This window comes from Microbacterium sp. LWS13-1.2 (assembly GCF_040144835.1).
In the GTDB taxonomy this organism is placed as follows: Bacteria; Actinomycetota; Actinomycetes; order Actinomycetales; family Microbacteriaceae; genus Microbacterium.
In genome coordinates this window covers 1,224,028-1,247,702 of the sequence record NZ_CP151632.1, presented here as the reverse complement: position 1 = coordinate 1,247,702, position 23,675 = coordinate 1,224,028, and the positions used below count along the sequence as shown (strand labels likewise).

The 23,675-nt window shown below is 66.7% G+C and carries 20 protein-coding genes and 1 tRNA gene; 13 read left to right on the top strand and 8 right to left on the bottom strand.

Going from position 1 to position 23,675, the window contains the following annotated elements:
* Positions 1 to 22 precede the first annotated feature (22 nt).
* Genes MRBLWS13_RS06015 through MRBLWS13_RS06005 form a run of 3 tightly spaced genes read right to left on the bottom strand, consistent with a single transcriptional unit; the run spans position 23 to position 5,549 of the window.
* A complete protein-coding gene (locus MRBLWS13_RS06015; RefSeq protein WP_349429000.1) occupies positions 23 to 2,485 on the bottom strand; it encodes a glycoside hydrolase family 3 C-terminal domain-containing protein in 2,463 nt (820 codons plus the stop codon).
* On the bottom strand, positions 2,485 to 4,143 hold the full coding sequence (locus MRBLWS13_RS06010; RefSeq protein ID WP_349428113.1) for a sulfatase: 1,659 nt from the start codon (positions 4,141 to 4,143) through the stop codon (positions 2,485 to 2,487). Before MRBLWS13_RS06010 ends, MRBLWS13_RS06015 begins: the two co-directional genes overlap by 1 nt.
* Positions 4,144 to 4,148: 5 nt before the next feature.
* A complete protein-coding gene (locus MRBLWS13_RS06005) occupies positions 4,149 to 5,549 on the bottom strand; it encodes a sulfatase-like hydrolase/transferase (RefSeq protein ID WP_349428999.1) in 1,401 nt (466 codons plus the stop codon).
* A gap of 178 nt (positions 5,550 to 5,727) precedes the next feature.
* On the opposite strand from MRBLWS13_RS06005, the gene MRBLWS13_RS06000 reads away from it, so the two are divergent.
* From MRBLWS13_RS06000 to MRBLWS13_RS05950, 11 genes are all read left to right on the top strand, one after another.
* Positions 5,728 to 7,224 carry an ABC transporter substrate-binding protein gene (locus MRBLWS13_RS06000; protein ID WP_349428112.1) on the top strand — a complete coding sequence of 499 codons (1,497 nt, stop codon included), beginning with the start codon at positions 5,728 to 5,730 and terminating at the stop codon, positions 7,222 to 7,224.
* A gap of 55 nt (positions 7,225 to 7,279) precedes the next feature.
* The gene (locus MRBLWS13_RS05995) at positions 7,280 to 8,677 is read left to right on the top strand and encodes a sulfatase-like hydrolase/transferase (RefSeq protein ID WP_349428111.1); all 1,398 of its coding nucleotides are present in this window, start codon (positions 7,280 to 7,282) and stop codon (positions 8,675 to 8,677) included.
* Positions 8,674 to 9,621 (top strand): ABC transporter permease, encoded by a 948-nt coding sequence (locus tag MRBLWS13_RS05990; protein ID WP_349428110.1) that lies wholly within the window; start codon positions 8,674 to 8,676, stop codon positions 9,619 to 9,621. The genes MRBLWS13_RS05995 and MRBLWS13_RS05990 overlap by 4 nt, the downstream gene beginning before the upstream one ends.
* A gap of 1 nt (position 9,622) precedes the next feature.
* Complete coding sequence (locus MRBLWS13_RS05985) at positions 9,623 to 10,534, top strand: ABC transporter permease (protein WP_349428109.1); 912 nt, start codon at positions 9,623 to 9,625, stop codon at positions 10,532 to 10,534.
* Positions 10,531 to 12,162: an ABC transporter ATP-binding protein gene (locus tag MRBLWS13_RS05980; protein WP_349428108.1), complete on the top strand. Its 1,632-nt coding sequence runs from the start codon at positions 10,531 to 10,533 to the stop codon at positions 12,160 to 12,162. Before MRBLWS13_RS05985 ends, MRBLWS13_RS05980 begins: the two co-directional genes overlap by 4 nt.
* An 18-nt stretch (positions 12,163 to 12,180) precedes the next feature.
* Entirely contained in the window at positions 12,181 to 12,837 is a 657-nt protein-coding gene (locus MRBLWS13_RS05975) for a TetR/AcrR family transcriptional regulator (RefSeq protein WP_349428107.1), read from the top strand.
* Between the two features lie 50 nt (positions 12,838 to 12,887).
* Positions 12,888 to 14,450 carry an arylsulfatase gene (locus MRBLWS13_RS05970; RefSeq protein ID WP_349428106.1) on the top strand — a complete coding sequence of 521 codons (1,563 nt, stop codon included), beginning with the start codon at positions 12,888 to 12,890 and terminating at the stop codon, positions 14,448 to 14,450.
* A gap of 12 nt (positions 14,451 to 14,462) precedes the next feature.
* Entirely contained in the window at positions 14,463 to 15,818 is a 1,356-nt protein-coding gene (locus tag MRBLWS13_RS05965; protein WP_349428105.1) for a sulfatase, read from the top strand.
* Between the two features lie 300 nt (positions 15,819 to 16,118).
* Entirely contained in the window at positions 16,119 to 16,928 is an 810-nt protein-coding gene (locus MRBLWS13_RS05960) for a formylglycine-generating enzyme family protein (protein ID WP_349428998.1), read from the top strand.
* Positions 16,925 to 17,290, top strand: a complete 366-nt coding sequence (locus tag MRBLWS13_RS05955; RefSeq protein ID WP_349428104.1) for a DUF202 domain-containing protein — start codon at positions 16,925 to 16,927, stop codon at positions 17,288 to 17,290. Before MRBLWS13_RS05960 ends, MRBLWS13_RS05955 begins: the two co-directional genes overlap by 4 nt.
* A complete protein-coding gene (locus tag MRBLWS13_RS05950; RefSeq protein WP_349428103.1) occupies positions 17,287 to 17,628 on the top strand; it encodes a DUF202 domain-containing protein in 342 nt (113 codons plus the stop codon). The genes MRBLWS13_RS05955 and MRBLWS13_RS05950 overlap by 4 nt, the downstream gene beginning before the upstream one ends.
* 79 nt (positions 17,629 to 17,707) lie before the next feature.
* Here MRBLWS13_RS05950 and MRBLWS13_RS05945 read toward each other — a convergent pair.
* From MRBLWS13_RS05945 to MRBLWS13_RS05935, 3 genes are all read right to left on the bottom strand, one after another.
* A tRNA-Arg gene (locus MRBLWS13_RS05945) sits at positions 17,708 to 17,779 on the bottom strand.
* Between the two features lie 64 nt (positions 17,780 to 17,843).
* Positions 17,844 to 18,470, bottom strand: a complete 627-nt coding sequence (locus MRBLWS13_RS05940; protein WP_349428102.1) for a hypothetical protein — start codon at positions 18,468 to 18,470, stop codon at positions 17,844 to 17,846.
* A 75-nt stretch (positions 18,471 to 18,545) separates the two neighbouring features.
* Positions 18,546 to 18,827 carry a Fe-S cluster assembly protein HesB gene (locus MRBLWS13_RS05935; RefSeq protein ID WP_349428101.1) on the bottom strand — a complete coding sequence of 94 codons (282 nt, stop codon included), beginning with the start codon at positions 18,825 to 18,827 and terminating at the stop codon, positions 18,546 to 18,548.
* 346 nt (positions 18,828 to 19,173) lie between these two features.
* Here MRBLWS13_RS05935 and MRBLWS13_RS05930 point away from each other — a divergent pair, with 346 nt between their 5' ends.
* A complete protein-coding gene (locus tag MRBLWS13_RS05930) occupies positions 19,174 to 20,718 on the top strand; it encodes a Re/Si-specific NAD(P)(+) transhydrogenase subunit alpha (protein WP_349428100.1) in 1,545 nt (514 codons plus the stop codon).
* Positions 20,715 to 22,151, top strand: a complete 1,437-nt coding sequence (gene pntB, locus MRBLWS13_RS05925; RefSeq protein ID WP_349428099.1) for a Re/Si-specific NAD(P)(+) transhydrogenase subunit beta — start codon at positions 20,715 to 20,717, stop codon at positions 22,149 to 22,151. Before MRBLWS13_RS05930 ends, pntB begins: the two co-directional genes overlap by 4 nt.
* Before the next feature lie 28 nt (positions 22,152 to 22,179).
* Here pntB and MRBLWS13_RS05920 read toward each other — a convergent pair whose 3' ends face one another.
* The gene (locus MRBLWS13_RS05920) at positions 22,180 to 22,533 is read right to left on the bottom strand and encodes an Lsr2 family protein (RefSeq protein ID WP_349428098.1); all 354 of its coding nucleotides are present in this window, start codon (positions 22,531 to 22,533) and stop codon (positions 22,180 to 22,182) included.
* A 166-nt stretch (positions 22,534 to 22,699) separates the two neighbouring features.
* Entirely contained in the window at positions 22,700 to 23,623 is a 924-nt protein-coding gene (locus tag MRBLWS13_RS05915) for a LuxR C-terminal-related transcriptional regulator (RefSeq protein WP_349428097.1), read from the bottom strand.
* Between the last annotated feature and the right edge of the window lie 52 nt (positions 23,624 to 23,675).

Here is a 23,675-nt window from a genome sequence, read left to right as displayed (position 1 = left end):
TTCGATTCAGTCGGATCGGTCGTCAGAGTGTGACGACGACGGAGAGGGGCAGGTCGGCGACGCTGGATCCGACGCGCAGGGTGTAGGTGCCCGGCTCGTAGCTCCAGCCGGCATCCCAGTGGGCCAGCGATCGCTGCGGAACGTCGATTCGGATCTCAGCGGTAGCGCCGGCGTCCGCTCGCACGGCGGCGAAGCCGACGAGCCACCGCACCGGGCGGTCGACGGTGGAGTCTGGCTTCTCGGCATACACCTGCACGACGTGCTTGCCGGCTCGCTCGCCTGTGTTGGCGACGCGCACACGGAGCGCGGCACGATCGCCGGTGAAACCGTCGGTTGTCACGCTGATCAGGTCCCATGTCGTGTAGCCGAGGCCGTGCCCGAAGGGATACGCCGGTGGGGTGTCCGCGCGGAGCCAGGCGCGGTAGCCGATGTGGATGCCCTCGTCGTAGCGGAGGACACCGTTGACGGGGGTCACCTCGAGCACCGGCACGTCGTCCATGGTGACCGGCCAGGTGGTGGGAAGTCGGCCACCCGGCTCACGGGTGCCGTTGAGGATGTCGGCGAGCGCGCTTCCGTACTCCTGCCCGCCGAAGTAGGTCAGCAGTATGCCCGCTGCCTCTTCGCGCCAGGGCATTTCGACGGGCGACCCGGAGTTCACGACGACGATCGTGCGCGTGTTCGCGGCGATGACTGCGCGGACGAGGTCGTCTTGGCGGCCTGGCAGCTTGAGGTCGGTGCGGTCGCAACCCTCCGACTCCACCCGGGAGTTCGTGCCGACGACGACCACCGCGACATCGGCCGCCGCTGCCGCGCGAGACGCCTCGGTGATCAGGGTCTCGGCGTCGATCTCGGCGGGCTCGGTGCCGATGGTGATGCTGAACGCGTGACTGAGGCCGTCCGCGCGGCGCCGGGGTACGAGTTCGATCCGGATTCGTCTGGTCTCCCCGGCGACGAGCGCCAGAGGCACCGATACCGCCGGCGGCGATAGGAGTGCCGCGCCGAGATCCGTCCCAGCGGGGATGGCAGTCTCCTCTGCGAGAAGCTCGCCATCGACGAGGATGCGTCCGGTCCCCACGGATGCGAAGCCGATTCGCAGTTCGCCGGTCTCCGCGGGCGTGTAGTCCGTCTCGAAGACGAGCTTCGACATGCGAGCGATGGGCGCGTCGCCGCCGAAGTAGACCAGCGCGCTGGCGAGCCGCTCCTCCGAGAAGAGCACGTTGCCCTCGTCGTCAAGCATGTCGACGTGGGCCCCGTTGCCACCGGTGACCGGGTTGCGCATCCCGGCGCGGTCGAGCTCTGCGAGCCCCTCGTGCGCCACAGCGCCGAGCGAGTACGTGACCTCTGCATTCGGGAAGCTTCCGCTGATGCCCTCAAGCGGGGACACCACCCGCTCGGGGATCACCGTCGCGCTGCCGCCACCCTGGGTGCGCGCATTGCGTGCGTTCTGTCCGATGACAGCGATGCGCTGCACCGCGCCGAGCGGAAGCAGGCCGTCGTTCCTCACCAGCACCGACCCTTCGGCGGCCGCCTCGCGGGCGAAGGCGACGCCGTCTTCGACGTGCGCGGGCGCCTCGACCGCCGGGGCGAAGCCTTCCAGTGCGCCGACGCGATCTGCCAGGTGCAGGATGCGGCGGACCTTTCGGTCAATCGCGGCCTCGTCGACTTTCCCATTGCGCACAGCCTCGACGAGTGCCGCTCCCCACGGTCCCGTCGGCCCAGGCATGACGAGGTCCTGCGAATGTTTGGCGCTCTCGATGCTCCGCACCGCCGTCCAGTCGCTGATGACGACACCGTCGAAACCCCATTCCGAGTTCAGCGGCGTCTCCAGCAGCTCGTTCTCGGTGGCCGTCGCTCCGTTGATGGAGTTGTATGCGCTCATCACAAGCCACGCGCCGGCTTCCGTGATGGCGTCCTCGAACGCGCGGAGGTACACCTCGCGGAGAGCGCGATCGTCGACCTGCACCTCCGCGGTGAAACGGTCGGACTCGAAATCGTTCGCGACGTAGTGCTTCGGGGTCGCTCCGACGCCGTTCGCCTGGACACCTGCGACGTAGGCGGCGGCAAGCTGGGCGGTGAGCAGCGGATCCTCGCTGAACGCCTCGAAGTGCCGTCCACCCAGCGGAGAGCGGTGCAGGTTGATCGTGGGCCCGAGTACGACGTCCACACCTTTGCGTCTCGCCTCCACGGCCGAGGCGGCACCGTAGCGGCGCGCGATGTCGGGGTCCCACGACGACGACAACGCCGTCGCGGAGGGCAGGTTGAGTGAGGGTGAACGCTCGTCCCACACTTCGCCGCGCACGCCGCTGGGGCCATCGGAGACGAGAATTCGCCGCAGTCCGATCCTCTCGATCGGCCACGTCGTCCAGAAGTCGCGTCCCGTGAGCAGCTGCACCTTCTCTTCGAGGGTCAGAGCCGTCACCAGCTCGTCCAGTCGGGTGAAGTCGGATCCGGCGTCGCTGCGCGGTGTGGTCGTGGGGTCGGTCATCATCTGCCCAATCGTGAGGAGGTCGGTAGCAGCACCTGATCGCTGCCCTGGAAACCCAGCCGCCAGGCGCGTGCCCAACGGGGTCGATGGTCGGCGGGGAGGGGCCGGGTGTAGATGTGCCACACACGGTCATCGGCCTCCGGGTCGCCCGAGATGCGTTCCTGGAGCGTGAGCGCAGGCAGCTCGTGGCCAGGCGGATCGGTTGTCCACCCGATGAGCGCGCCCGGCGTCTCGCATCGAAGGGCGAGCGTGCCGTCGTCGGCCGGCTCCATCTCGGGCGGGGAGGTGACAGGCCGCGTACCTTCGGGCCGCCACGTGCGCACCAGATCCTCCTCGGGGATGAGCCCGACGTCGCCCGTCTCGCGAATCCACTCGTCGAGCGCAGCTGAGAGCCGCTCTACCGTGCCTGCGTGACCGGGGTCGTCAGCGAGATCGACGGTCTCGAACGGGTCGGTCGAAATGTCGTACAACTCGTGCACAGGCTTGCAGGCGCCGGTGGTGCGGCGCTGGAGCCCGGTCATCCGGTCTGGTGTCTCTCCTGCCGCGAGCTGGCGGGCCTCATCGTTGACGAACTGACGCAGCTGCTTCCATGTCGGGAACTTCTCCGCGAAGTAGAGCTGCTGCATGGGCGGCCGATCCGGATGCCGGTGGCGGATGTAGCGGTAGCGCTCGTCGCGCACGGTACGGGTGCTGTCCCGTTGCTCGTCCATGCGGTCCCGGCCGCCGTAGGCGTACGCGCCCTGAACACACTCGCTTCCGTCGGCGTCGAAGAGCGGTCGCGCCTGCATGTGCGGCGGGACGTCGACGCCGGCCATCCTAAGCATCGAGGGTGCGAGATCTGCCAGGTGTATGACGTCGGTTCGTGAGCGCCCGCCGCCGATCCTCGCGGGCCACCGCACGATGACGGGGACGCGCAGCCCCGCTTCCGTCGCCCAGCGCTTGGCACGCGGGAATCCCGCCCCGTGATCGCTCCAGAAGACGACGATGGTGTTCTCAGCGAGCCCGTCCTCGTCGAGCTCGGCGAGGAGCCGCCCGGCCCAGGCATCCATCACGCTGATGAGGTCGTGGTAGCGCGCCCAGGCGGTGCGGAATACCTCGGTGTCGAGGTGGTACGGCGGGACCTGAACGGACTGCGGATCGTGGCGGTGCTCGGTCGGCAGCTCGGCGGTCCGTGCGGCGAACGCGTCGTCGTCGAGGTAGATCTGCGACTCGTGCGTCGCCATGCCGTGGAACGCTGCGAAGAACGGCTGGGTGGGATCCGGACGGTTGCGCCAATGGGCGGTTGCGGAGCAGTCGTCGAATGCGGTCCCTGGTACCTCCAGCTGGAAGTCGGTGAAGACGTTGTTGGTCGCGTAGTACCCCTCCATCCGCAGGTACTCGCTCAACAGCCGGACCTCCGGCGGGGGAACCGACTTGGATCGCATATTGTGCGTTCCGATGGACGTCGGGAAGCACCCTGTCATGATCGCCGAGCGTGAAGGCGCACATACCGGCGTGGTCGCGAAAGCGTTGTCGAAACGGATGCCGTCCGCCGCGAGCGCGTCCAGGTGGGGCGTGCGCGCCGCATCGGCGGTTGGCCACACGCCTCGGTAGCAGCCCAGGTCGGGATTGATATCGTGCGTGGAGATCCACAGGATGTTCGGGCGCTCAACGACCATTTCGCTCAGACCGCCTTCGTCGCCGCGCGCGTGGCCTCGAACAGGTCGGCGCGGACGTCCGGCTCGGGAATGGCGGCGCTGGCGTTCAGGGCGAGGCCGAGCATTTCGTCGATGATCCGTTGATATTCGGGCAGCGCGATTCTGTTGGTCCGTTCTTGCTGGTCGACCAGAGTGTCCGCGAAGAAGCCATCACGCTCCTCCTCTGCGACGAGCTGTCCGCCGCGTCGCGTGGTGACATCCAGTCGGTAACGTTCGGTGCGGACGCACACGCGCTGCGGCCACCCTCTTCCGTCGTTCCAGCTCCCGGCGTCGCGGTTGGGGAACGCGCGGCTGGACGCGTCGCCGTAGCCGATCGCAGAGAGGACGTGATCGGGGGCACCTTCGCGGAAGAGGTCGCGCCCCGTCATGCTGGCGGGTGGCTGTACGCCAGCAAGGCCGAGAACGGTGTTCGCAAGGTCCTCACTGACCGTGAGGTCGCCGCGCCGAGTGTTCTCCGGGAGCACACCCGGCCAGGAGAAGATCAGCGGCACTCGATGACTCTCAGGCGCGAACGTGTGCTTGGCAAGGACGCCGTCTTCGCCCAGCGATGCACCGTGATCAGTGGTGAAGATCACGATGGTGGACTCGCGGAGGCCGTGCTCGTCCAGCGCTGTCATGATCTGCCCGACCTGGTCGTCCAACCAGGCTACGCACGCGTGGTACTGCTGGAAGGACAGTTGCGCCTCTTCATCGCTCAACGCAGCGCCCTGTGTCAGCTCTCCCCACGCGCGCTGGAAGGCGTTCGGGGCGTTGTCGGGGCGGCGAGGAGCATCAAAGTGGAGATCGGCGTAGCGGCTGGCCCAGGGCTCTGGCACGACCATCGGTTTGTGCGGCTGTACGAATGACGCGCGCACGAGGAACGGTGCGTCAGTATCGGCGAGACAGTTGACCGTCGACTCCGTGATGACCTCGGATCCCAGTCGCACTCCTTGCGGGAGGCGCGCGGAGATGACGTGGCCGATCTCGGGTGTTCGCACGATCTCGGCACCATGCTGCCGCGCGACCTGGAGAAGGTCACCCATATGTGCGCCAGAGTGGTCATCGGATTGCCAGGGCGACCGTCCCCCAGGGAGGTGCTCCTTGCCGAAGTTGCGGGTGGCCCAACCGGCCTGAGCGAGTGTTTCCGGGAACATCTCGGGCTCGGTCCATCCTGCGGGGGTGTAGCCCTCATTGTTGAGCACTCCCGAGTCGAGCGGGCTCTGACCCGCGAGCATCGCCTGCCGCGCGGGCACGCACACGGGAGACGACGTGTATGCGCGCTCGAATAGCACACCCCGGGCGGCGAGGGCGTCGATATGTGGCGTCGAGATCTCCGGATGCGTGTTCCCGTAGCAGCTCAACGCGTCGGCGCGCAGTTCGTCCGCCATGATCCACAAGATGTTTGGACGTCGCTCTTGCATGGGCCTGCTCCTTCGCTGGCGGTCCTCGGTGATTGCAAACCTACTAAGTACTTGCTAGGTTTGCAATCACAGCAGTTCTCAACGTGGAGGAGCAACAAAGATGTTCAAGCAATCACGGCGTCCTTGGCTCGCGGTCACCGCCGGGGTGGCGGCCCTGGCGATCGCCCTGGGTGGCTGTCAGTCGGCGGTCGACCTCGAGGAATCCGGTGGCCCGTCCGGCGAGCCCGTCGACGGTGGGGTACTCACCATCGCGCAGAGTTCCGACGCCCAGCCGAACAACGTGCTGGCGGGCAGGCTCGGCAACTCCAGCTGGGCATCGAATGTGTTCGAGACCCTGACGCTCCTCGACGAGGAGGGCGAGCCTCAGCCGCTGCTTGCGACCGGATGGTCCGTCGCCGACGACGGCCTCTCAATGGAGGTCACGCTTCGGGACGACGTGACTTTCCACACGGGGCGGCCCATGACAGCGGACGATGTCAAGTATTCAATCGAACAGTCCGCAGCCTCGAGCGCCCAGGTCGGCTATATCGCCAAGCAGTTCTCCGACGTCGAGGTCGTCAGTGACACCGAGCTCGTCATCAGCTTCGCGGCGCCGATTCCCAATATCTTCGATTTCTTCGAGCAGACCTACGTCCTCGACTCCGAGACGGCGGCGGGACTGGCCGATGGCTCGCAAGTCGTCGGCACCGGTCCCTTTCTCTTCGAGAGCTGGACACCGGGATCTGAGATCATCCTGACCAAGAACGACGACTACTGGGGCGAGTCTCCTCACCTCGATGGCATCGAAATCGCGGTGATCACCGACAGCACGGCGATGCTGAACGCGGTGCGCAGCGACCGGTCCCAGATCGCGATCGGCATGAACCCGGTCGATGTGCAGTCCCTCAGCTCCAACAGTGCATTCACAATCGCGAACACCGCCGGCAGCGTGTACCCGTTCGGCATCGACGTCACGCAGGCCCCGTTCGACAGCAAGGAAGCGCGGCAGGCCGTCAACTTCGCCATCGACCGCGAACGTATCGCCGAGCAGATCTTCGGCGACTCCGCGGTCGCGACGACCCAGTTCTGGGACCTGAACGGACCCGACTACCTGGATGAGTTCGCGAACGCGTACGAGTACGACCCCGAGAAGGCGAAGCAGATGCTCGAAGACGCCGGTGCCGCCGGTGCCGCCGTGACGATCAGCGTCATCAGCCTTCCCTCCAACACGAGCGTCGCCGAAGTAGTGCGGAACAACCTGGAAGAAGTGGGACTGGTGCCCACGATCAATCCGATCGAAACCCAGGCTTTCGGACAGCAGCAGATCGCCGGCGATCTCGGCCAGGCCTTCATGCCACTGCATGGTCTCAACGGCCTAGGGCCGATCACGCTGATGAATACCCTGCCGTCGCTGCGAGAAGGCAACCCCTCGCATTTCTGGACCGACGAGTACGCAACCTTGCGCGACGACCTGGTTGCGGCATCGGATGACGACGAGTATCGGCAAGCGCTCGAGGCGCTGACGGAGTACATCGCCGATGAGGCGTTCACCGCCAATATCGTTCAGGTGCTCGGTCAGGTCGTTCAGGCCGACACCGCCCAGGGGCTGACGCTGTCGTCCCGGGGATACCTCGACGCGAAGGCCGCATTCGTCAGCGAATGATGGACGCGCCCCTCGCCCGGCCAGCGGGCGAGGGGCACTAAGAGAAAGGCACCCCGTGACTTCCGCACCTAACGTGCTGCTCGTCATCGCTGACCAGCACCGCTTCGACTGGCTCGAAGGGCTGGGTGAGCTTCCCGTGCGCACCCCGAACATCCGGCGGCTCCAGGAACATGGAGTGACGTTCCGCCGCGCGACGACCCCGTCGCCGCTGTGCGCGCCGGCCCGCGCCTGCCTCGCGACCGGCTTGGACTACGACTCGACTCCCGTGCCGAACAACTTTCACGACCTCCCACTGGACGCCGGAACCTATTACCGCCAGCTGCGCGACGAAGCGGGATACTTCGTCGCCGGAGTGGGGAAGTTCGATCTCCATAAGGCCACATTCGACTGGAACCTCGACGGCTCACGCCTGCTGGGCGAGTGGGGGATGTCGGACGGCATCGACAACGAGGGCAAGTTCGATTCCCTCTGGTCTGGACGTGAACAGCCACACGGACCGTATATGCATCACCTCTACGAGGCCGGACTGGCGGAAGCGCACCTCTCCGACTTCAGCCGACGCGCGAAGGCCCCCTACAGTGATGTCTCCCTCAGTCCGCTGCCGGAGGAGTCATATCTCGACAACTGGATCGCCGCCAACGCGCACTCGCTACTGGATCGCCGTCCTCGTGACACGCCCTGGCACCTCGTCGTCAACTTCGCAGGCCCCCACGACCCCATGGACGTCACGGAGCGGATGAGGGATGCGTGGGCGGATGTGGACTTCCCTGCTCCTCACAACGCGGCCCCGTTCGACGGCGACCACAACGAGGTGCGCCGACGCTACGCGGCGATGATCGAGAACATCGATCGGCACTTGGGCATCTTCCTGGATCGCCTGGAAGAAGAGGGAGACCTCGACAACACCGTCGTCATCTACACGAGCGACCATGGCGAGATGCTGGGGGACCACGGCATCTGGGGGAAGCAGATAGCCCTCGATCCCAGCATCCGCATCCCGCTGATCATCAGCGGTCCCGTCGTCGCCGCGCATGGCGTCCAGTCCGATGCCCTGGTGTCCCTCGAGGACATCGCAGCGACGGTCCTCGAAATCGCCGATGTCGCGCAGCCTCGACACATGACTGCGCGATCGGTGCTGGGGGTCCTGCAGGGCTCTACCGAAGTGCACCGGGAGTTCGTCGTCTCAGGTCTCACCAGGTCTCCCCGGGAGATCGCGGCCGCGGTCGGCCACTACGGTGCGAACAAGTGGGTCGAACTGCGCGACTGGAGGACCGTCACCACATCGGAGGAGAAGATGATCGTGAGCGACGATCTCGAGCATCCTTACTTGACCGACGTGAGTTCCGACCCGTTCGAGGAGAACGACCTCGCGCAGCAGCGCCCCGAATCGGTGCAGCGGCTGCGAGCGTACCTCAACGTCGAGCCCCGGGGCGCAGAAGTGAGCATGTCATGATCCAGTTCCTCATCAGGAAGATCCCGTCGATCCTCCTCGTCCTGTTCGCGACCTCGATCATCGCGTTCCTCCTGCCGCGATTCGCTCCCGGTGATCCCGCACAGACAATCGCGGGATCGGACGCGACGCCCGAGCAGGTGGACGAGATCCGCCAAGCGCTCGGTCTGGATCAGCCCCTGTGGGTGCAGTACCTCACATGGCTCGGCGGTGTGTTCCGGGGAAACCTGGGGATGTCGTACATCTTCAACCGTCCGGTGAGCGACCTGATCACCACCCGGCTCGAGAGCACGATCGAACTCGCACTCCTTGCCTCCGTCTTCATGATCGTGATCGGGATGGGGCTGGGCATCCTGGGCGGGTCCGAGCGGTCCAAGCTGGGTCGCTTCGCTGTCGACGCGACCAACACCCTCCTGCTGGCCACGCCGGCGTTCCTCGCGGGCCTGCTGCTGATCGTGCTGTTCGGCGTGACGTGGCGCCTGCTCCCCGTGAGCGGTGAGGTGGGGCTGCTGGAGAATCCTGGGATCGGCATCCAATACCTCCTCCTGCCAGCCTTTGCGCTGGGACTGGCACAGGCGCCTGCGATCTCGCGGCTGCTGCAGACCACCATGAACACCACGCGGGGCGAAGAGTTCGTCGACCTCGCCCGGGCGAAGGGTGCGTCCCCGCGCCGCATCGCATATCGACATGTGCTGCGCACCAGCCTCGGAGCTGCCGTCGTGGCAATCGGGCTCCGTGTCGGCGAGTTGTTCGGCGGCGCCATCATCATCGAGGCGATCTTCGCCCGCAACGGGCTCGGGCAGCTCGCCGTGCAGGCCGTGAACTCCCGCGACTATCAGCTGGTCCAGATACTCATCATGGGTGCAGTGCTGATCGCCGTGCTGTCCCAGCTCATCACCGAAATCATCCTCGCCGCGCTAGACCCGCGCGTGAGATTGGACGCTTGAGATGACCGAGATGAATGCCCAGAAGTACGCGACCGTCCCCTCGACGGAGACCGTACGGAACCTGCAGCGTCGCCAGCGGCGCCTCACTCCCAACGCCACGCTCCGCCGCTACCTCGCGGCCTTTAAGACCGGGCGCGGTATCACCGGCTTGGTGATCCTCTCGATCCTGGTGCTGCTCGCCCTTCTCGCCCCGGTGCTCTTCCCGGACGGTTACGACCAGCAGAGTGCCGACGCTCTGCAGACTCCGAGCCTGGCGCACCCCTTCGGGACCGACGAGCTCGGACGCGACCTCCTCGTCCGCACGCTCTACGGGCTTCGCACGGACTTCTCCATCATCATCGTGGCCGTGCCGGCGAGCATGATCATCGGCACGGCACTCGGACTCCTCGGTGCTCTCTCCCGGTTCGCCGGGGTGTTCGTGCAGCGTCTGCTGGACATCATCCTCGGATTCCCGGGGGTCGTGCTCGGAGTCTGCATCGTGCTGATCATGGGTCCCGGGTGGGGTGCGCTCGTGGTCGCGATCACGATCGCGGGTCTGCCGTTCTTCGGCCGGCAGGCGCGAGCGGCGCTTCTCGAGCAGGAGCAGCGCGAGTACGTGACCGCTGCTCGCACGCTCGGTGTGGGCAAGGGCACAATCCTCGTCCGACACATACTTCCGAACGTGGCCGACCCGATCCTGGTGGGCGGCGCCATCTTCGTGGTCGCCGCGATCTTCATCGAGGCCGGCCTGAGCATCATCGGACTTGGCATCCAGCCGCCCGAGCCGTCACTCGGGTCACTGCTGAATATCGGCATGCGCTTCATCGAGCAGGCCCCCATGTTCATCATCGGCCCGACGATCATCCTCATCCTGCTGGCCATGTCGTTCAGCCTGCTCTCCGACGCTCTCAATGAAACGGTGAACCGCAAATGATCAGTTCAAGCCCCACGGCGCCGCTGTTGGAGGTCGAGGACCTCGAGGTGACCTTCGACCTGCCGAACGGTCCGCTCAAGGCGGTCAACGGAATCTCCTTCGATCTGCGCCCCGGACAGATCCTGGGCATCGTCGGCGAGTCCGGCTCCGGGAAGTCGGTGACCTCGCGGGCCATCATGCGGATGATCCGGCATCCAGGCCGGGTGACCGGCGGGAGCGTGCGCCTCCGTGGCAAGGATGTCGTCTCCCTCACCGAGCAGCAGATGCTCGACGTGCGCGGCAAAGAGATCGCGATGATCTTCCAGGACCCGCAGGCCGCGCTCAACCCGGTGATGCGTGTGAAAGACCAGATCACCGAGGCGATGCTCATCCACGACGTGGATGCCAAGACCGCCCAGGCGCGTGCGATCGAACTCCTTGGGAAGGTCGGCATCCCCGAGCCTGAAGTCGCCGCCGAAAAGTATCCGCACCAGTTCTCCGGCGGCATGCGACAGCGTGTGGTTATCGCGATCGCGCTCGCCAACAACCCGTCGGTGCTCATCGCCGATGAACCCACCACCGCGCTCGATGTGACGATCCAGGCGCAGATCCTCGATCTGCTGCGTCGCCTTCGCGATGACCTCGGGGTCGCAATCCTCTTCATCACGCACGACATGGGTGTCGTCGCCGAGCTGTGCGACGACGTCGTCGTGATGTACCGCGGCGATATCGTGGAGCGCGGCCCCGTCCGCAAGGTGCTGGCCGATCCCAGCGAGCCGTACACGATCGGTCTGATGGCGGCCATCCCGAAGATGGACTCGCCGTTGCGGGATGACGCTCCAGATGAACGGAATTCGCCTGTACTGGAGGTCGAAGGCTTGCGCGTCGACGTGAACACGCGACGGCGCAGCATGTTCCGACCGCCCGTGCCGTTCTTCGCCGTCGACGGGGTCAGTCTCTCGGTGGCACCAGGTGAGACTCTCGCCCTCGTCGGGGAATCCGGGTGCGGCAAATCGACCCTCTCGCGAACCATCGTAGGAATCAACAAGGTCACGGAGGGCGATATCCGAGTCGACGGCCGTTCGATCCTGGAGCTGAGCGCCGAAGACCGTCGAAAGGTCGCCCGCAGCGTCCAGTACGTCTTCCAAGACCCCTACTCTTCACTGAACCCACGTCGTACCGCCGGACAGAGCCTCGAGGAGGCCCTGCGGATCGCCGGCGTACCGGGCAGGCAGGTGCGGGAGAGGAGTATCGAACTGCTCGAGCGCGTGAGCCTCGGTCCCGACTACCTCGACCGGTACCCGTGGGCGTTCTCGGGCGGTCAGCGTCAGCGCATCGGCATCGCGCGGGCCCTTGCATCGAATCCTCGCCTCCTCATCCTCGATGAGCCGGTGTCGGCGCTCGACGTGTCTATCCAGGCCCAGATCCTGGACCTCCTGCGAAACCTGCAGGAGGAGTTCAACCTGGCGTTCCTCTTCATCTCCCACGACCTCGCCGTGGTCCGCGAGATCAGCCATCGCGTCGCCGTGATGTACAAGGGACAGATCGTGGAGACGGGAACGACCGAGCAGATCTTCGGCGCCCCGCAGGACGACTACACCCGGACGCTGTTGTCGGCGACGCCGGATCTCGACAAGGCGATCGCCTGAACGGCGGGAAGGAAGATCATGAGACGAGCTGAAGCTTACGACCTGGATGATCCGCGCGCCGCGGCCCGCCCCGGCACCGCGACCAAGGCGAAGGGCGAGGCCCGCCGACGAGAGATCCTCGACACGGCAATGACCCTGTTTTCAGGAGCCGGCTTCAACCGTGTAAGTCTCGCGGATATCGCCGCGGAAGTGGGCATCACCCAGGCAGGCGTCCTGCACTATTTCCCGTCGAAGGCGGCATTGCTGATCGCCGTCCTGCAGGAGCGGGAAGCTCGCAACACGGAAGATAAGCGAGCCCGCGAGGCCGAAGGCGTCCGGCCGCTGGATGCGTACGTCTCAACCCTCAAAGACAACGACCGGCGACCCGAGCTCGTCCAGCTCTTCGTCATCCTCGCCGCGGAGGCGACGGCGGAGGGCCATCCGGGTCATGAGTGGTTCGTTCAGCGCAACATCGACCTCACGCAGAGCATGACCGAATCCGTGCGCCGAGAGATCGACGAATCGAAACTCCCGCCAGGAGTCGACGCCACGGTGATCGCCCGATGGGTGCTTGGGATCGCCCACGGTCTCGGCGCTCAATGGGTGCTGGATCCTTCGTTCGACCGGGCCGGTCACGTCGAGCTGTTCCTGAACCTCCTCGAGCCCTATCTCAACTCACCTCGAGCACAGGCGTGACGCCGCGCCCGTCATCCCACCTCTCACCCCGAACGCTGAAAGACCACTCTGTGAGCACGCCAAACGTCATCATCATCCTTGCCGACGACCTCGGGTTCTCCGACATTGCGCCATTCGGAGGAGAGATCGACACGCCGGCGCTCCAACGCCTTGCCGACCGGGGCGTCCGCATGAGCTCGTACTACGTGACGCCTCGATGCTCGCCGTCTCGCGCGGCACTAATGACGGGACACCACCCGCACAGCGTGGGCATTGGCGTCTTGACCACCGACAATCGACCGAACGGCTATCCAGGCTCCCTCACCACCGACGTACCCACGCTCGCGGAGCGGCTGTCCGAGCGCGGGTACACGACCGGGCTGTTCGGCAAGTGGCACCTCGCCAGCGACTTCACCACCCCGTCGCCCACCTGGCCGACCCGTCGCGGCTTCGACGAATTCCGGGGAATCCTCCCAGGGGCCTCGAGCTTCTATCAGCCGCCGCTGGTCGAGGGAGAGGAGCGCGTGCCGATCGAGACGCTGGCGGATGACTTCTACTTCACCGACGACATCTCCGAGCACGGTGCCGACTTCATCAGCCGTCACGCCGCCGTCGACGAGCCCTTCTTCCTTTTCCTCACGTACACGGCTCCCCACTGGCCGCTCCACGCCGCACCCGAGGACATCGAGAAGTACCGTGAGCGATTCGCGGGCGGCTGGGACGAGATTCGTGCGGCACGACTCCAGCGACTTCAAGAGATCGGCATGGTGCCCGACGTGGACAAGCTCCCACCTGCCCAAGTAGCGACGGAATGGCCCGCAGACGAGGCCGCCTGGCAGATCGAACGCATGTCGGTATACGCTGCGCAGGTCGAATCACTCGACCGCGGCGTGGGCAGGATCCTTGACGCGCTGGACGCGGCGGGTGTTGCCGACGACACCCTCATCCTCTTCTTCTCCGACAACGGCGGATGCGCCGAGGAGCTTCCGCCCGGGCTGTCGGCGTTCAACGAGATGGTGTGCCCGACGACGACGCGAGAAGGCGAGCCGATCTCGATCGGCAACGATCCGAGCATCATGCCCGGGCCTGCGACGACCTATCAGAGTTATGGTGCTGACTGGGCGACGGTCTCGAACACACCCTTCCGCTTGTGGAAGCGATGGGTGCACGAAGGCGGCATTTCCACACCCTTCATCGCGGCCTGGCCTCACGGCGGCGTCCCCTCCGGGGGGACGATCAGCCATGCGGTCGGCCATGTCATCGACGTCGTGCCGACAGTGATGGATGCGTTAGGCGCGACCGCTGACACCGAAGGCACCAGTCTGCTTCCGATCCTCAGGGCTCCGGACGAGCGAGGCGCGGAGCGTGAGGTGTTCTGGGAGCACATCGGAAACAGCGCGGTACGTCGCGGAGATTGGAAACTCGTCCGCGAATGGGGCGGGGACTGGGAGCTGTACAACATCCGCCATGATCGGACCGAGTCGCGCAACCTCGCAACGCGGGAACCTGAGCTGGTGGCGGACCTCGCGGAGTCGTACCGGAGATGGGCGGAGAGCCACGGCGTCATTCCTTGGCAGGACGTGCTGGCAGATCACGAGGCGCGGGGGATCCCCACCGCGCGTGCTGTGGGCTGACCGGGAGATCTCATGGAGAAGTGGAACATCCTCCTCATCACGGCCGATGACATGGAGGGCACCACGCCTGGTGCCTTCGGGGGCCATCGGGACGCGACGCCTCGACTCGACCGGCTTGCCGCGGAAGGGATGGTCTTCACGCGCGCACACGTGGCAGTCGCGGTCTGTCAACCGAGCCGGTCGGCGATCATGACGGGGTTGTGGCCGCATCGCAACGGCGCCGAAGGGTTCGAACCGATCCAGGATCACATCCCGGTCCTGACCGAGCTTCTTGGTGGTGCCGGGTACCGCACGGCGATCTTCGGGAAGGTGAATCATCTGCAACCGGTCCCTCGATTCGGCTGGGACAGGGTTGTCGAGATGAAGCAACTCGGGCTGGGGCGCGACCCTCGGCGGTACGCCGAGGCGTTCGCGTCGTTCCTCGATGAGTCGGCCGACGCTCCGTGGTTCGCGATGGTCAACGCGCACGACCCGCACCGCCCGTTCCATGGCGCAGCCGACGTTGAGGCGATGTTCGGCGAAGCGGCGGATGTCATCCCGCAGCCCTCGCGGGTCTTCCGCGCCGACGATGCGGGCCCGGTGCCGGGGTATCTTCCGGATCTCCCGGACGTGCGGATCGAGTACGCGCAGTACCTGAGTTCCGCGCGACGCTGTGATGACGTGGTACGGGCGGTTCTGGACGAACTTGACGCGGCGGGGCACGCCGACAGGACCCTTGTCATCTTCCTGTCGGACAACGGGATGGCCTTTCCGTTCTCGAAGGCGAACTGTTACCTCCAGTCGACGCTCACCCCGTTGATCGTGCGGTGGCCGGGCGTCGTCACACCCGCGTCCGAGTGGGTCGGGCTGACCTCCATGCTCGACCTGTTCCCAACGATGTGCGAAGTCGCGGGCGTCGAGCCGGGCAGCGTCGATGGCTCCAGCCTGGTTCCCATTCTGACCGGCACGGAGGATACCCCGGAGGCGGCGACGATTGTCACCGTATTCCATGAGACCGCTGCCAAACGTCGGTACGAGATGCGATGCATTCATGCTCGTGGCTTCGGCTACATCTGGAACGGATGGGCGGATGGCAGCGAGGAGTACGTCGCCGAGAACATGCTGGGGCTCACGTGGAAGGCCATGCAGGATCGCGCTGATTCTGATGATGCGGTGCGGCAGCGCGTCGAGTTCTACCGGACGCGCGCAGTCCATGAGCTGTACGACCTCGCCAAAGATCCGAGTTGCCTGGAGAACCTGGCCGACGACCCAGCACACAAGGGATCGCTCCGCGCATGTCAGTCGGCGCTGCTTGCTTGGATGGCAACCACGGAAGACCCGCTCTTAGGCCGATTCGAAGCTACCGTTTCGTTGCCGAGCGGCGTCTGAAGCTGCGCACAGCGAGAGAGCAGTGCAGCGGTGAGAATTGACTGTGAGCGGCCGTATGACGATATTCGAGCCACGCGATAATCGACGTTCACGCATGTCGGCTGGCGTCCGAACAGAGGTGAGGTTTCCCACATGAGTTCCGAGAACGAGGCGGGCTGCGGTCCATCGTGTACGTGCGGGGCACCAGGCCGCTCGCAGTTCCTCACCATCGGCACCGCGGCTGCCGCCGGTGCTGTGTCGGCTGCGGGTGATGGCGGGCATGCTGTGGGGCAGGTCGTGGTCCCGGCGGGCACCTTCGTCATGGGCGACTCGTCGGGTGACCGCAATCCGGGAGACGGGGAAGTGCCACAGCATCCGGTCACCCTCGAGAGCTTCTCGATCGACGCGACCACGGTCACCAACGACGCCTTCGCCCGGTTCGTGGACGCCACCGGGTACCGCACGGAGGCGGAGACGTTCGGGTTCTCCGCCGTGTTCCACCTGGCCGTGCAGGCACCGGCGCAGGATGTGATGGGGCCGGCGACGGGGACAGCGTGGTGGTTCGGGGTGCGCGGCGCGGACTGGGCTCATCCCGGCGGGCGGGACTCGTCGATCGACGAGATCGGCGATCACCCGGTTGTGCACGTGAGCTGGAACGACGCGCAGGCCTACTGCGCGTGGTCCGGTCGACGCCTCCCCACCGAGGCCGAGTGGGAGTACGCCGCGCGCGGCGGCATCGACCAGGCGAAGTACCCGTGGGGCGACGAGGAGGTCGACGAGGGTGGATGGCGCGCGAATATCTGGCAGGGGCAGTTCCCCGGTGTGAACACCCGCGAGGATGGCTTCCTCACCACTGCCCCTGTGCGCACCTTCTCACCCAACGGGTATGGGCTCTGGCAGCCGGTCGGCAACGTGTGGGAGTGGTGCCGGGACTGGTTCGACCCCGGCTATTACCGCCGCTCTCCCGGCACCGCCCCGCCCGGCCCGGCACTGGGGGCGGCGCGGGTGCTGCGTGGCGGCAGCTACCTGTGCCACATCTCGTACTGCAACCGGTATCGCAACGCGGCCAGGTCGCAGAACACTCCTGATTCGTCGATGGGCAACGCCGGGTTTCGGACGGTCGCCGCATGAACGCCGACCGCCGCTTCCCCGCATCGGTGTACCGTCACGGCAGCGAGCCGGACGCCCGGTTCACTCTCGCCAACGAGCGCACCTTCCTGGCATGGATCCGCACCGCCCTCGCCCTCGTCGCTGGCGGCGTCGCGCTCGAGCTGCTCGGCCTCGAGCTGCATGCCGGACTGCGGCTGGCCGCCAGCCTCGTGCTCGTGATCGTAGGCGTGCTTGTGCCCGCATTGGCCTGGCTGAACTGGACACACACCGAACGCGCCCTGCGCCGAGCCGAGCCGCTGCCTGCGTCGCAACTGGGTCCGGTGCTCGCCGGCGCGGTTACCGTCGCCGGCGCCCTCGTGCTGCTGGCGATCCTGCTCGCATGACTGAGCTGTTCGACCCCGGACTGCAGCCCGAACGCACCGAGCTGGCCTGGCGCCGCACCGCCCTCGCGCTCGGCGCGGGCTCGATCGTCGCGATGCGACTAATCCCCGCGGCATTCGGCAGCGGCTGGTGGATACTCGTCGGCGCCGCCGGACTCGTCATGTCCGGCATCTCGTGGCTGTGGGCCCGTCGTCGCTATCGCGCCTTCAACGACACCCTCGCCCGCGACGGCGACAGAGGACGGATGCCGGGCGCCCGGCCCCTCCTCGCCCTCACCCTCTTCACGCTCGGCGCCGCAATCCTCAGCTTCGCAGTGGTGATCACCGTCGCAGTGTCGTAATCAAAGAGGCCAACAGGCGAGGGCAAGGCAGGCCGATTCACACAATAAATCCGAGATCAAAAGTCAACAACCGCACCGTTGCCCCTGGAGGGACTCGAACCCCCAACCGTTTCCTTAGGACGGAACTGCTCTTCCATTGAGCTACAGAGGCTGGCCCCCACAGTCTACGGGCTTGCTCGCGACGCCCCGTCAGCGGCCGAACTCGCGACGGCCCGTCAGCGGCCGAAGTCGGGGCGCACCTCGGCGATGCCGTCGAGCTCGGCCTGCAGACGGCCGTACAGCGCCCATCCCTCGTCGTGCCAGCCCACGGGGAGTGGCCCTTCGAGGCCGCCGTCCTGCCACCGGTCGTTCCAGGCGGCCAGCTCCGCGGCGAGTGAGTCCGATAGGCCGAGGGCCGCGGCATCCATCGGGTAATTGTCGGTGAAGGACTCCCAGAGCGGCCAGGTCACACCCCACTCGGGGAACATGCGGACCACACGCAGACCGTTCGGCAGCACGACGGCCTCGTGGCGGCGGCTGCGCGCCGACAGGTAGCGGTCCTGCATCTCGGCGCGCAGGCGCCATTCGAATGCGGATGCCGGAGCACAGTGATAGTCCATCCCCGACAGCCAGACCAGCCCGCGACCGCGAGGCTCGGCCGCATCCATCACGAGGGCGAGGGACCACATGTTCCGGTCGTTCTCGGCCAGCGCCCGCGTCGAGTCCATCACCTCGTGGAGGGAGGCGTCCACGATGTCGATCGCCTTCACCGCGGCTTCGGGGCCTGTGTACACGAATACCCGGTAGCGCGCATCGCAGCTCTCCCACGCAGTGTCGGGCTCATCGACGGGTTCGCCTCTCATAGCTCCGACAGTAGCGAGCGGCATGCGAAGAGCCCCGGCATCCATGAACGGATGCCGGGGCTCTTCGTGAGATCGTCAGCCCTGGGTTGCGAGGGCGAAACGCACGGCGCCGTCGTTCGACAGCTCCGCGTCGAGAACGCGGTTCTCGAGTACCGAAGCCGCCGTCTCGTCGAGGAAGACGCGGGCGCCGCCCTCGCGTACGACGGTGTCGGTCGCCTCGGGAGCGGGAACGACGCTCAGTTCGAATCCTTCGGAGGTTCCCGTGTCGCGGATACGCACCCCTCCGTCTTCGGCGAGCGGGACGCGGGCGATGAGTTCTTCGACGGCCTCGGCGGCGGTCTGGGTCAGCGTGAGCATGCTTTTCCTTTCCTCGTGCGGTTCCGAGTCGGCCACGATTCCGAGATCCCAGCGCGGATGCAACCCCTACGCGCCGAGAGCCGCGCATTCGGAGGGAGTTCCCACGTTCGGTCGCCGCCGGGCGGGGGCAGGCAGGGGGAGCGGCCGAAGAAGCCCGACTGTGATGCGCGGACAGCAAGATCTGTGATTCTTGTCATCGTGTCGGGCGCAACGCGGGGGCTATCCGCGCCGTGGTCTGACATGGTGGAGGCGTCGTCGCGAGCGCCGGGGAAGGTGCTTGCCGGCTTCTGTCCCGGCAGCAACGCGCTGCCGACCCGACCGTGCCCACCCAACCGTGAGGAACGACATGACACGCATTGGCATCGTCGCCGAAGCGCCCGGAGAGAACCGGGTGTCGGCGACCCCGAACACCGTCCCCAAACTCATCTCGCTGGGTTACGACGTCGTCGTCGAAGCCGGCGCCGGCGCCGCCTCGTCCTTCCCGGACTCCGCGTTCGCGCAGGCGGGAGCGACCGTCGTCGACGGGATGAACGCCTGGGCGTCGCCGATCGTGCTCAAGGTCGTCGCGCCGACGTCGGCCGAGATCGACCGGTTGGCCGACGGCGCCACGATCGTCGCGACGCTGACGCCGGCGCTGCGGCCCGACCTGGTCGAGGCGCTCGCCAACCGGGGGATCACGGCCATCGCGCTCGACGCCGTGCCTCGGATCTCACGCGCGCAGTCGATGGACGTGCTGAGCTCTATGGCGAACATCGCCGGCTACCGCGCCGTCGTCGAGGCCGCGCACGAGTTCGGCCGCTTCTTCACCGGGCAGGTGACCGCGGCGGGCAAGGTGCCCCCGGCGAAGGTGCTCGTCGCGGGTGCCGGTGTGGCAGGGCTCGCCGCGATCGGTGCGGCATCCAGCCTCGGTGCGATCGTCCGTGCCACCGACCCGCGGCCCGAAGTGGCGGATCAGGTCGCGTCGATCGGCGGCGAGTTCCTCGAGGTGGTCGTGCCCGACGAGGCGAAGCAGGTCTCCGCCGACGGCTACGCCAAGGCCACGAGCGAGGCGTACGACCGGCGTGCCGCCGAGATCTACTCGGAGCAGGCGGCCGATGTCGACATCATCATCACCACCGCGCTGATTCCGGGCCGTCCGGCGCCGCGCCTCATCACCGCCGCAGACGTCGCCTCGATGCGGCCGGGCAGCGTGATCGTCGACATGGCCGCGGGGCAGGGCGGCAACGTCGAGGGGTCGGTCGCGGGGGAGCGAACCGTGACAGAGAACGGCGTCGTGATCCTCGGCTACACGGATCTGCCCGGCCGTCTGCCGCAGCAGGCGTCACAACTGTTCGCGACGAACCTCGTCAACCTGCTGAAACTGCTCACCCCCGGCAAGGACGGCGTTCTCGCGCTGGACTTCGACGACGTCGTTCAGCGCACGGTCACCGTCGTGCGGAACGGCGCGATCACGTGGCCGCCGCCGCCGGTTCAGGTCTCCGCCGCCCCGGCGGCGGCGAAGGCGGCGGCGCCAGCGGTCGCGGCGAAGAAGCCGATGTCGGCGGGCGGCCGGACCGGCATCGTGGTCGCCGGCATCGCGGCGGTGTTCGCGATCTGCGCGTTCGCACCGCCCCCGCTACCGCAGCACTTCCTCGTGCTGACCCTCGCCATCGTCGTCGGCTTCTACGTCATCGGCCACGTCGCCCACGCGCTGCACACGCCGCTCATGAGCGTCACCAATGCGATCTCGGGCATCATCGTGGTCGGCGCGATGGTGCAGATCACGCTGCCCGATCTGACCGTTCAGATCCTCGCCGCGGTGGCAGTGCTGCTCGCCAGTATCAACATCTTCGGCGGCTTCGCCGTCACGCGGCGCATGCTCGCGATGTTCCAGAAGGGTGAGACCCGATGACCGCGGTCGCCGGCCAGGTGGCAGGCGCCGCGTACATCGTCGCCGCGCTGCTGTTCATCCTCAGCCTCGCGGGGCTCAGCAAGCACGAGACCAGTCGCCGCGGGGTGACATTCGGCATCGTCGGCATGGCCATCGCGCTCGGTGCCACGGTGTGGGTGACGGCCGCCGGCGCGTGGGACTCCGCCTCCGGAAGTGCCGCCATCACGGGGCTGGCGCTGCTTGTGGTCGCGGTCGTCGTCGGCGGCGCGATCGGGCTCTGGCGCGCGCGGGTAGTGGAGATGACCGGGATGCCGGAGCTCATCGCCCTGCTGCACTCCTTCGTGGGGCTGGCTGCCGTGTTGGTCGGCTGGAACGGCGCCCTTTACGACACCGGCCTCGAGGGTGCGCTCGCCGACATCCACCACGCCGAGGTGTTCATCGGCGTCTTCATCGGCGGCGTGACCTTCACCGGATCGATCGTGGCGTTCCTCAAGCTGTCGGCACGCATCTCGTCGAAACCGCTCATGCTGCCCGGCAAGAATGCGCTGAACATCTGCGCGCTCGTCGCATTCCTCGTCCTCACGGTCTGGTACGTCATCACACCGGACATGCGGTTGCTCTTTCTCGTCACCATGCTCGCATTCCTGCTGGGCTGGCATCTGGTCGCCTCGATCGGCGGCGGCGACATGCCTGTCGTCGTCTCGATGCTGAACAGCTACTCCGGATGGGCGGCCGCCGCGGCCGGTTTCCTGCTGAACAACGACCTGCTGATCGTTACGGGCGCGCTCGTGGGTTCGTCGGGTGCGTACCTGAGCTACATCATGTGCAAGGCCATGAACCGCTCGTTCTTCTCGGTGATCGCCGGCGGCTTCGGCATCGAGGCGCCTACGAGCAGTGGCCAGGAGTATGGCGAGCACCGCGAGATCGACGCCGAGAGCGCGGCCGACATGCTCGTGGGCGCGTCGACCGTCGTGATCACACCGGGCTACGGCATGGCCGTCGCCCAGGCGCAGCATGGGGTCGCCGACCTCGTGCAGAAGCTGCGCGAGCACGGCGTCGACGTGCGGTTCGGCATCCATCCGGTCGCCGGCCGCCTGCCCGGGCACATGAACGTGCTGCTGGCGGAGGCCAAGGTGCCCTACGACATCGTCCTCTCGATGGACGAGATCAACGACGACCTTTCAGCCGCCGACGTCGTGCTCGTCATCGGCGCGAACGACACTGTCAATCCGGCCGCCGCCGAAGATCCGGGCAGCCCCATCGCCGGGATGCCGGTGCTGCGTGTTTGGGAGGCCCGCAATGTCATCGTCTTCAAGAGGTCGATGGCATCCGGATATGCGGGCGTGCAGAATCCGCTCTTCTATCGCGAGAACACGCAGATGCTCTTCGGAGACGCGAAGGAGAAAGTCGAGGAGATTCTCTTCCAGCTCTCACGCACGTCCGAACTGCGCTGAATCGTGAATAGCCGCGAGGCGGCGTGCGTCAGTGCGCCGCCTCATAGGCCTCGAGAACGGATGCCGGAACCCGGCCCCGCTCCGACACCTGATAGCCGTTCTGCTTCGCCCATTCGCGGACGGCGCTGAAATCCTGCTGCCCGCTGCGGCGGCGCTTTCGCCCGGCCGACGCGGTGCTGGATGTCGCACGGGAGGAGGAGACGGCGCGAGCCGCCTTGGTGTACCGCTCGAGAGCGCTGCGCAGAGCGCTGGCATTCTCTTCGGTGAGGTCGATTTCGTAAGCGACGCCGTCGAGCGAGAACAGTACTGTTTCGCCTTCGCCGGCTTCCAAAAGGGTACCGTCGATGTCATCGACGAGCTGGTGAACGATTCTTCGGGCCATGGTGGCACAATACGCCCAATTGTCGCTCCCGACCATCGGGTATTTTCGCGGTCTGGAGAACTTCTATCCGAGGTAATTCGGACCGTCGGTCGAATACCGATGATTCACCCTGACAGCAGCGGATTTCGCGACATGTCGCGTGGGACGCCGAACGAGCGTTCGAGGGTCAGGGAAGGAGCCCGGCGCGACGAGCCGTGACGACCGCGGCGTGCCGGGTCGAGGCATCCAGTTTCGCCATCGCCGACTGCAGATACGACTTGACGGTGCCCTCTTTGAGATCAAGCGTCGAGGCGATCTCGGCGTTCGTCGCGCCGAGCGCGGCGCACGCCAGCACGTCGATCTCGCGCGGCGACAGCCTGACGTCGAGGTCGAGCGACGGTTCTGTCGCATCGTGGGAGAGCGCGGCGAGGCGCTTCTCGAGGCGGTCCAGTCGCGCACGCAGCGCGGGGTCGTCGACGACCGCGGCGATGCTGCGCAGTTCGGCGTAGGTCTCGCGCAGTTCTTCTCGTGTGGTGGCCGGCATCGTGACCTGGCCGGCCGGCGCGGGGGAGAGGGTCAGCCTGCGCTGCACCTCTTCTCGGATGCGCAGCTCGGCCGAGAGTTCTTCGGCGACCGCGAACGCGGGCCGGGCGACGACATCGCCGACCGGCGACTCGGCCCACGACCCGCAGTAGATGACGCCGCGCGCGCGGTTGCCCACCATCACCGGAACGGCGAACAGCGTGGCGATGCCCTCGCCGAGGACGGCGCGGTCGTAGTCGTGTGTGATGCTGCGCGACGACCCGTAGTCCAGCGCGAGCCGGGGGCGCTTCTCAACGAGTGCGCGCCCGCCGAGTCCGCGGGACGCCTCGACCACGAGGCCCTCGAGCCGGCGCGTGCGAGCGCCGTGGATCGAGGTGACATGGATCGCATCGCCTTGCGCGAGTCCGCCGAACCCGACCGGGAATCGCGTGCGGCGCACGAGTTCGGCGACGGCGTGATCGAGCGCCCGTGCATCGCCGCTGTCGCCGTCGAGTGCAGCGGCAGCGGCACCGGCTCCCGCGCGAGTGCGATCGGGGTTCGGTGCACGTGGTGGGAGGGACGCGCCCACGACTACCTGCTTCCGAGGGGTGACGGCGTCCTCGCCGCCTTTCGTAGCGCCG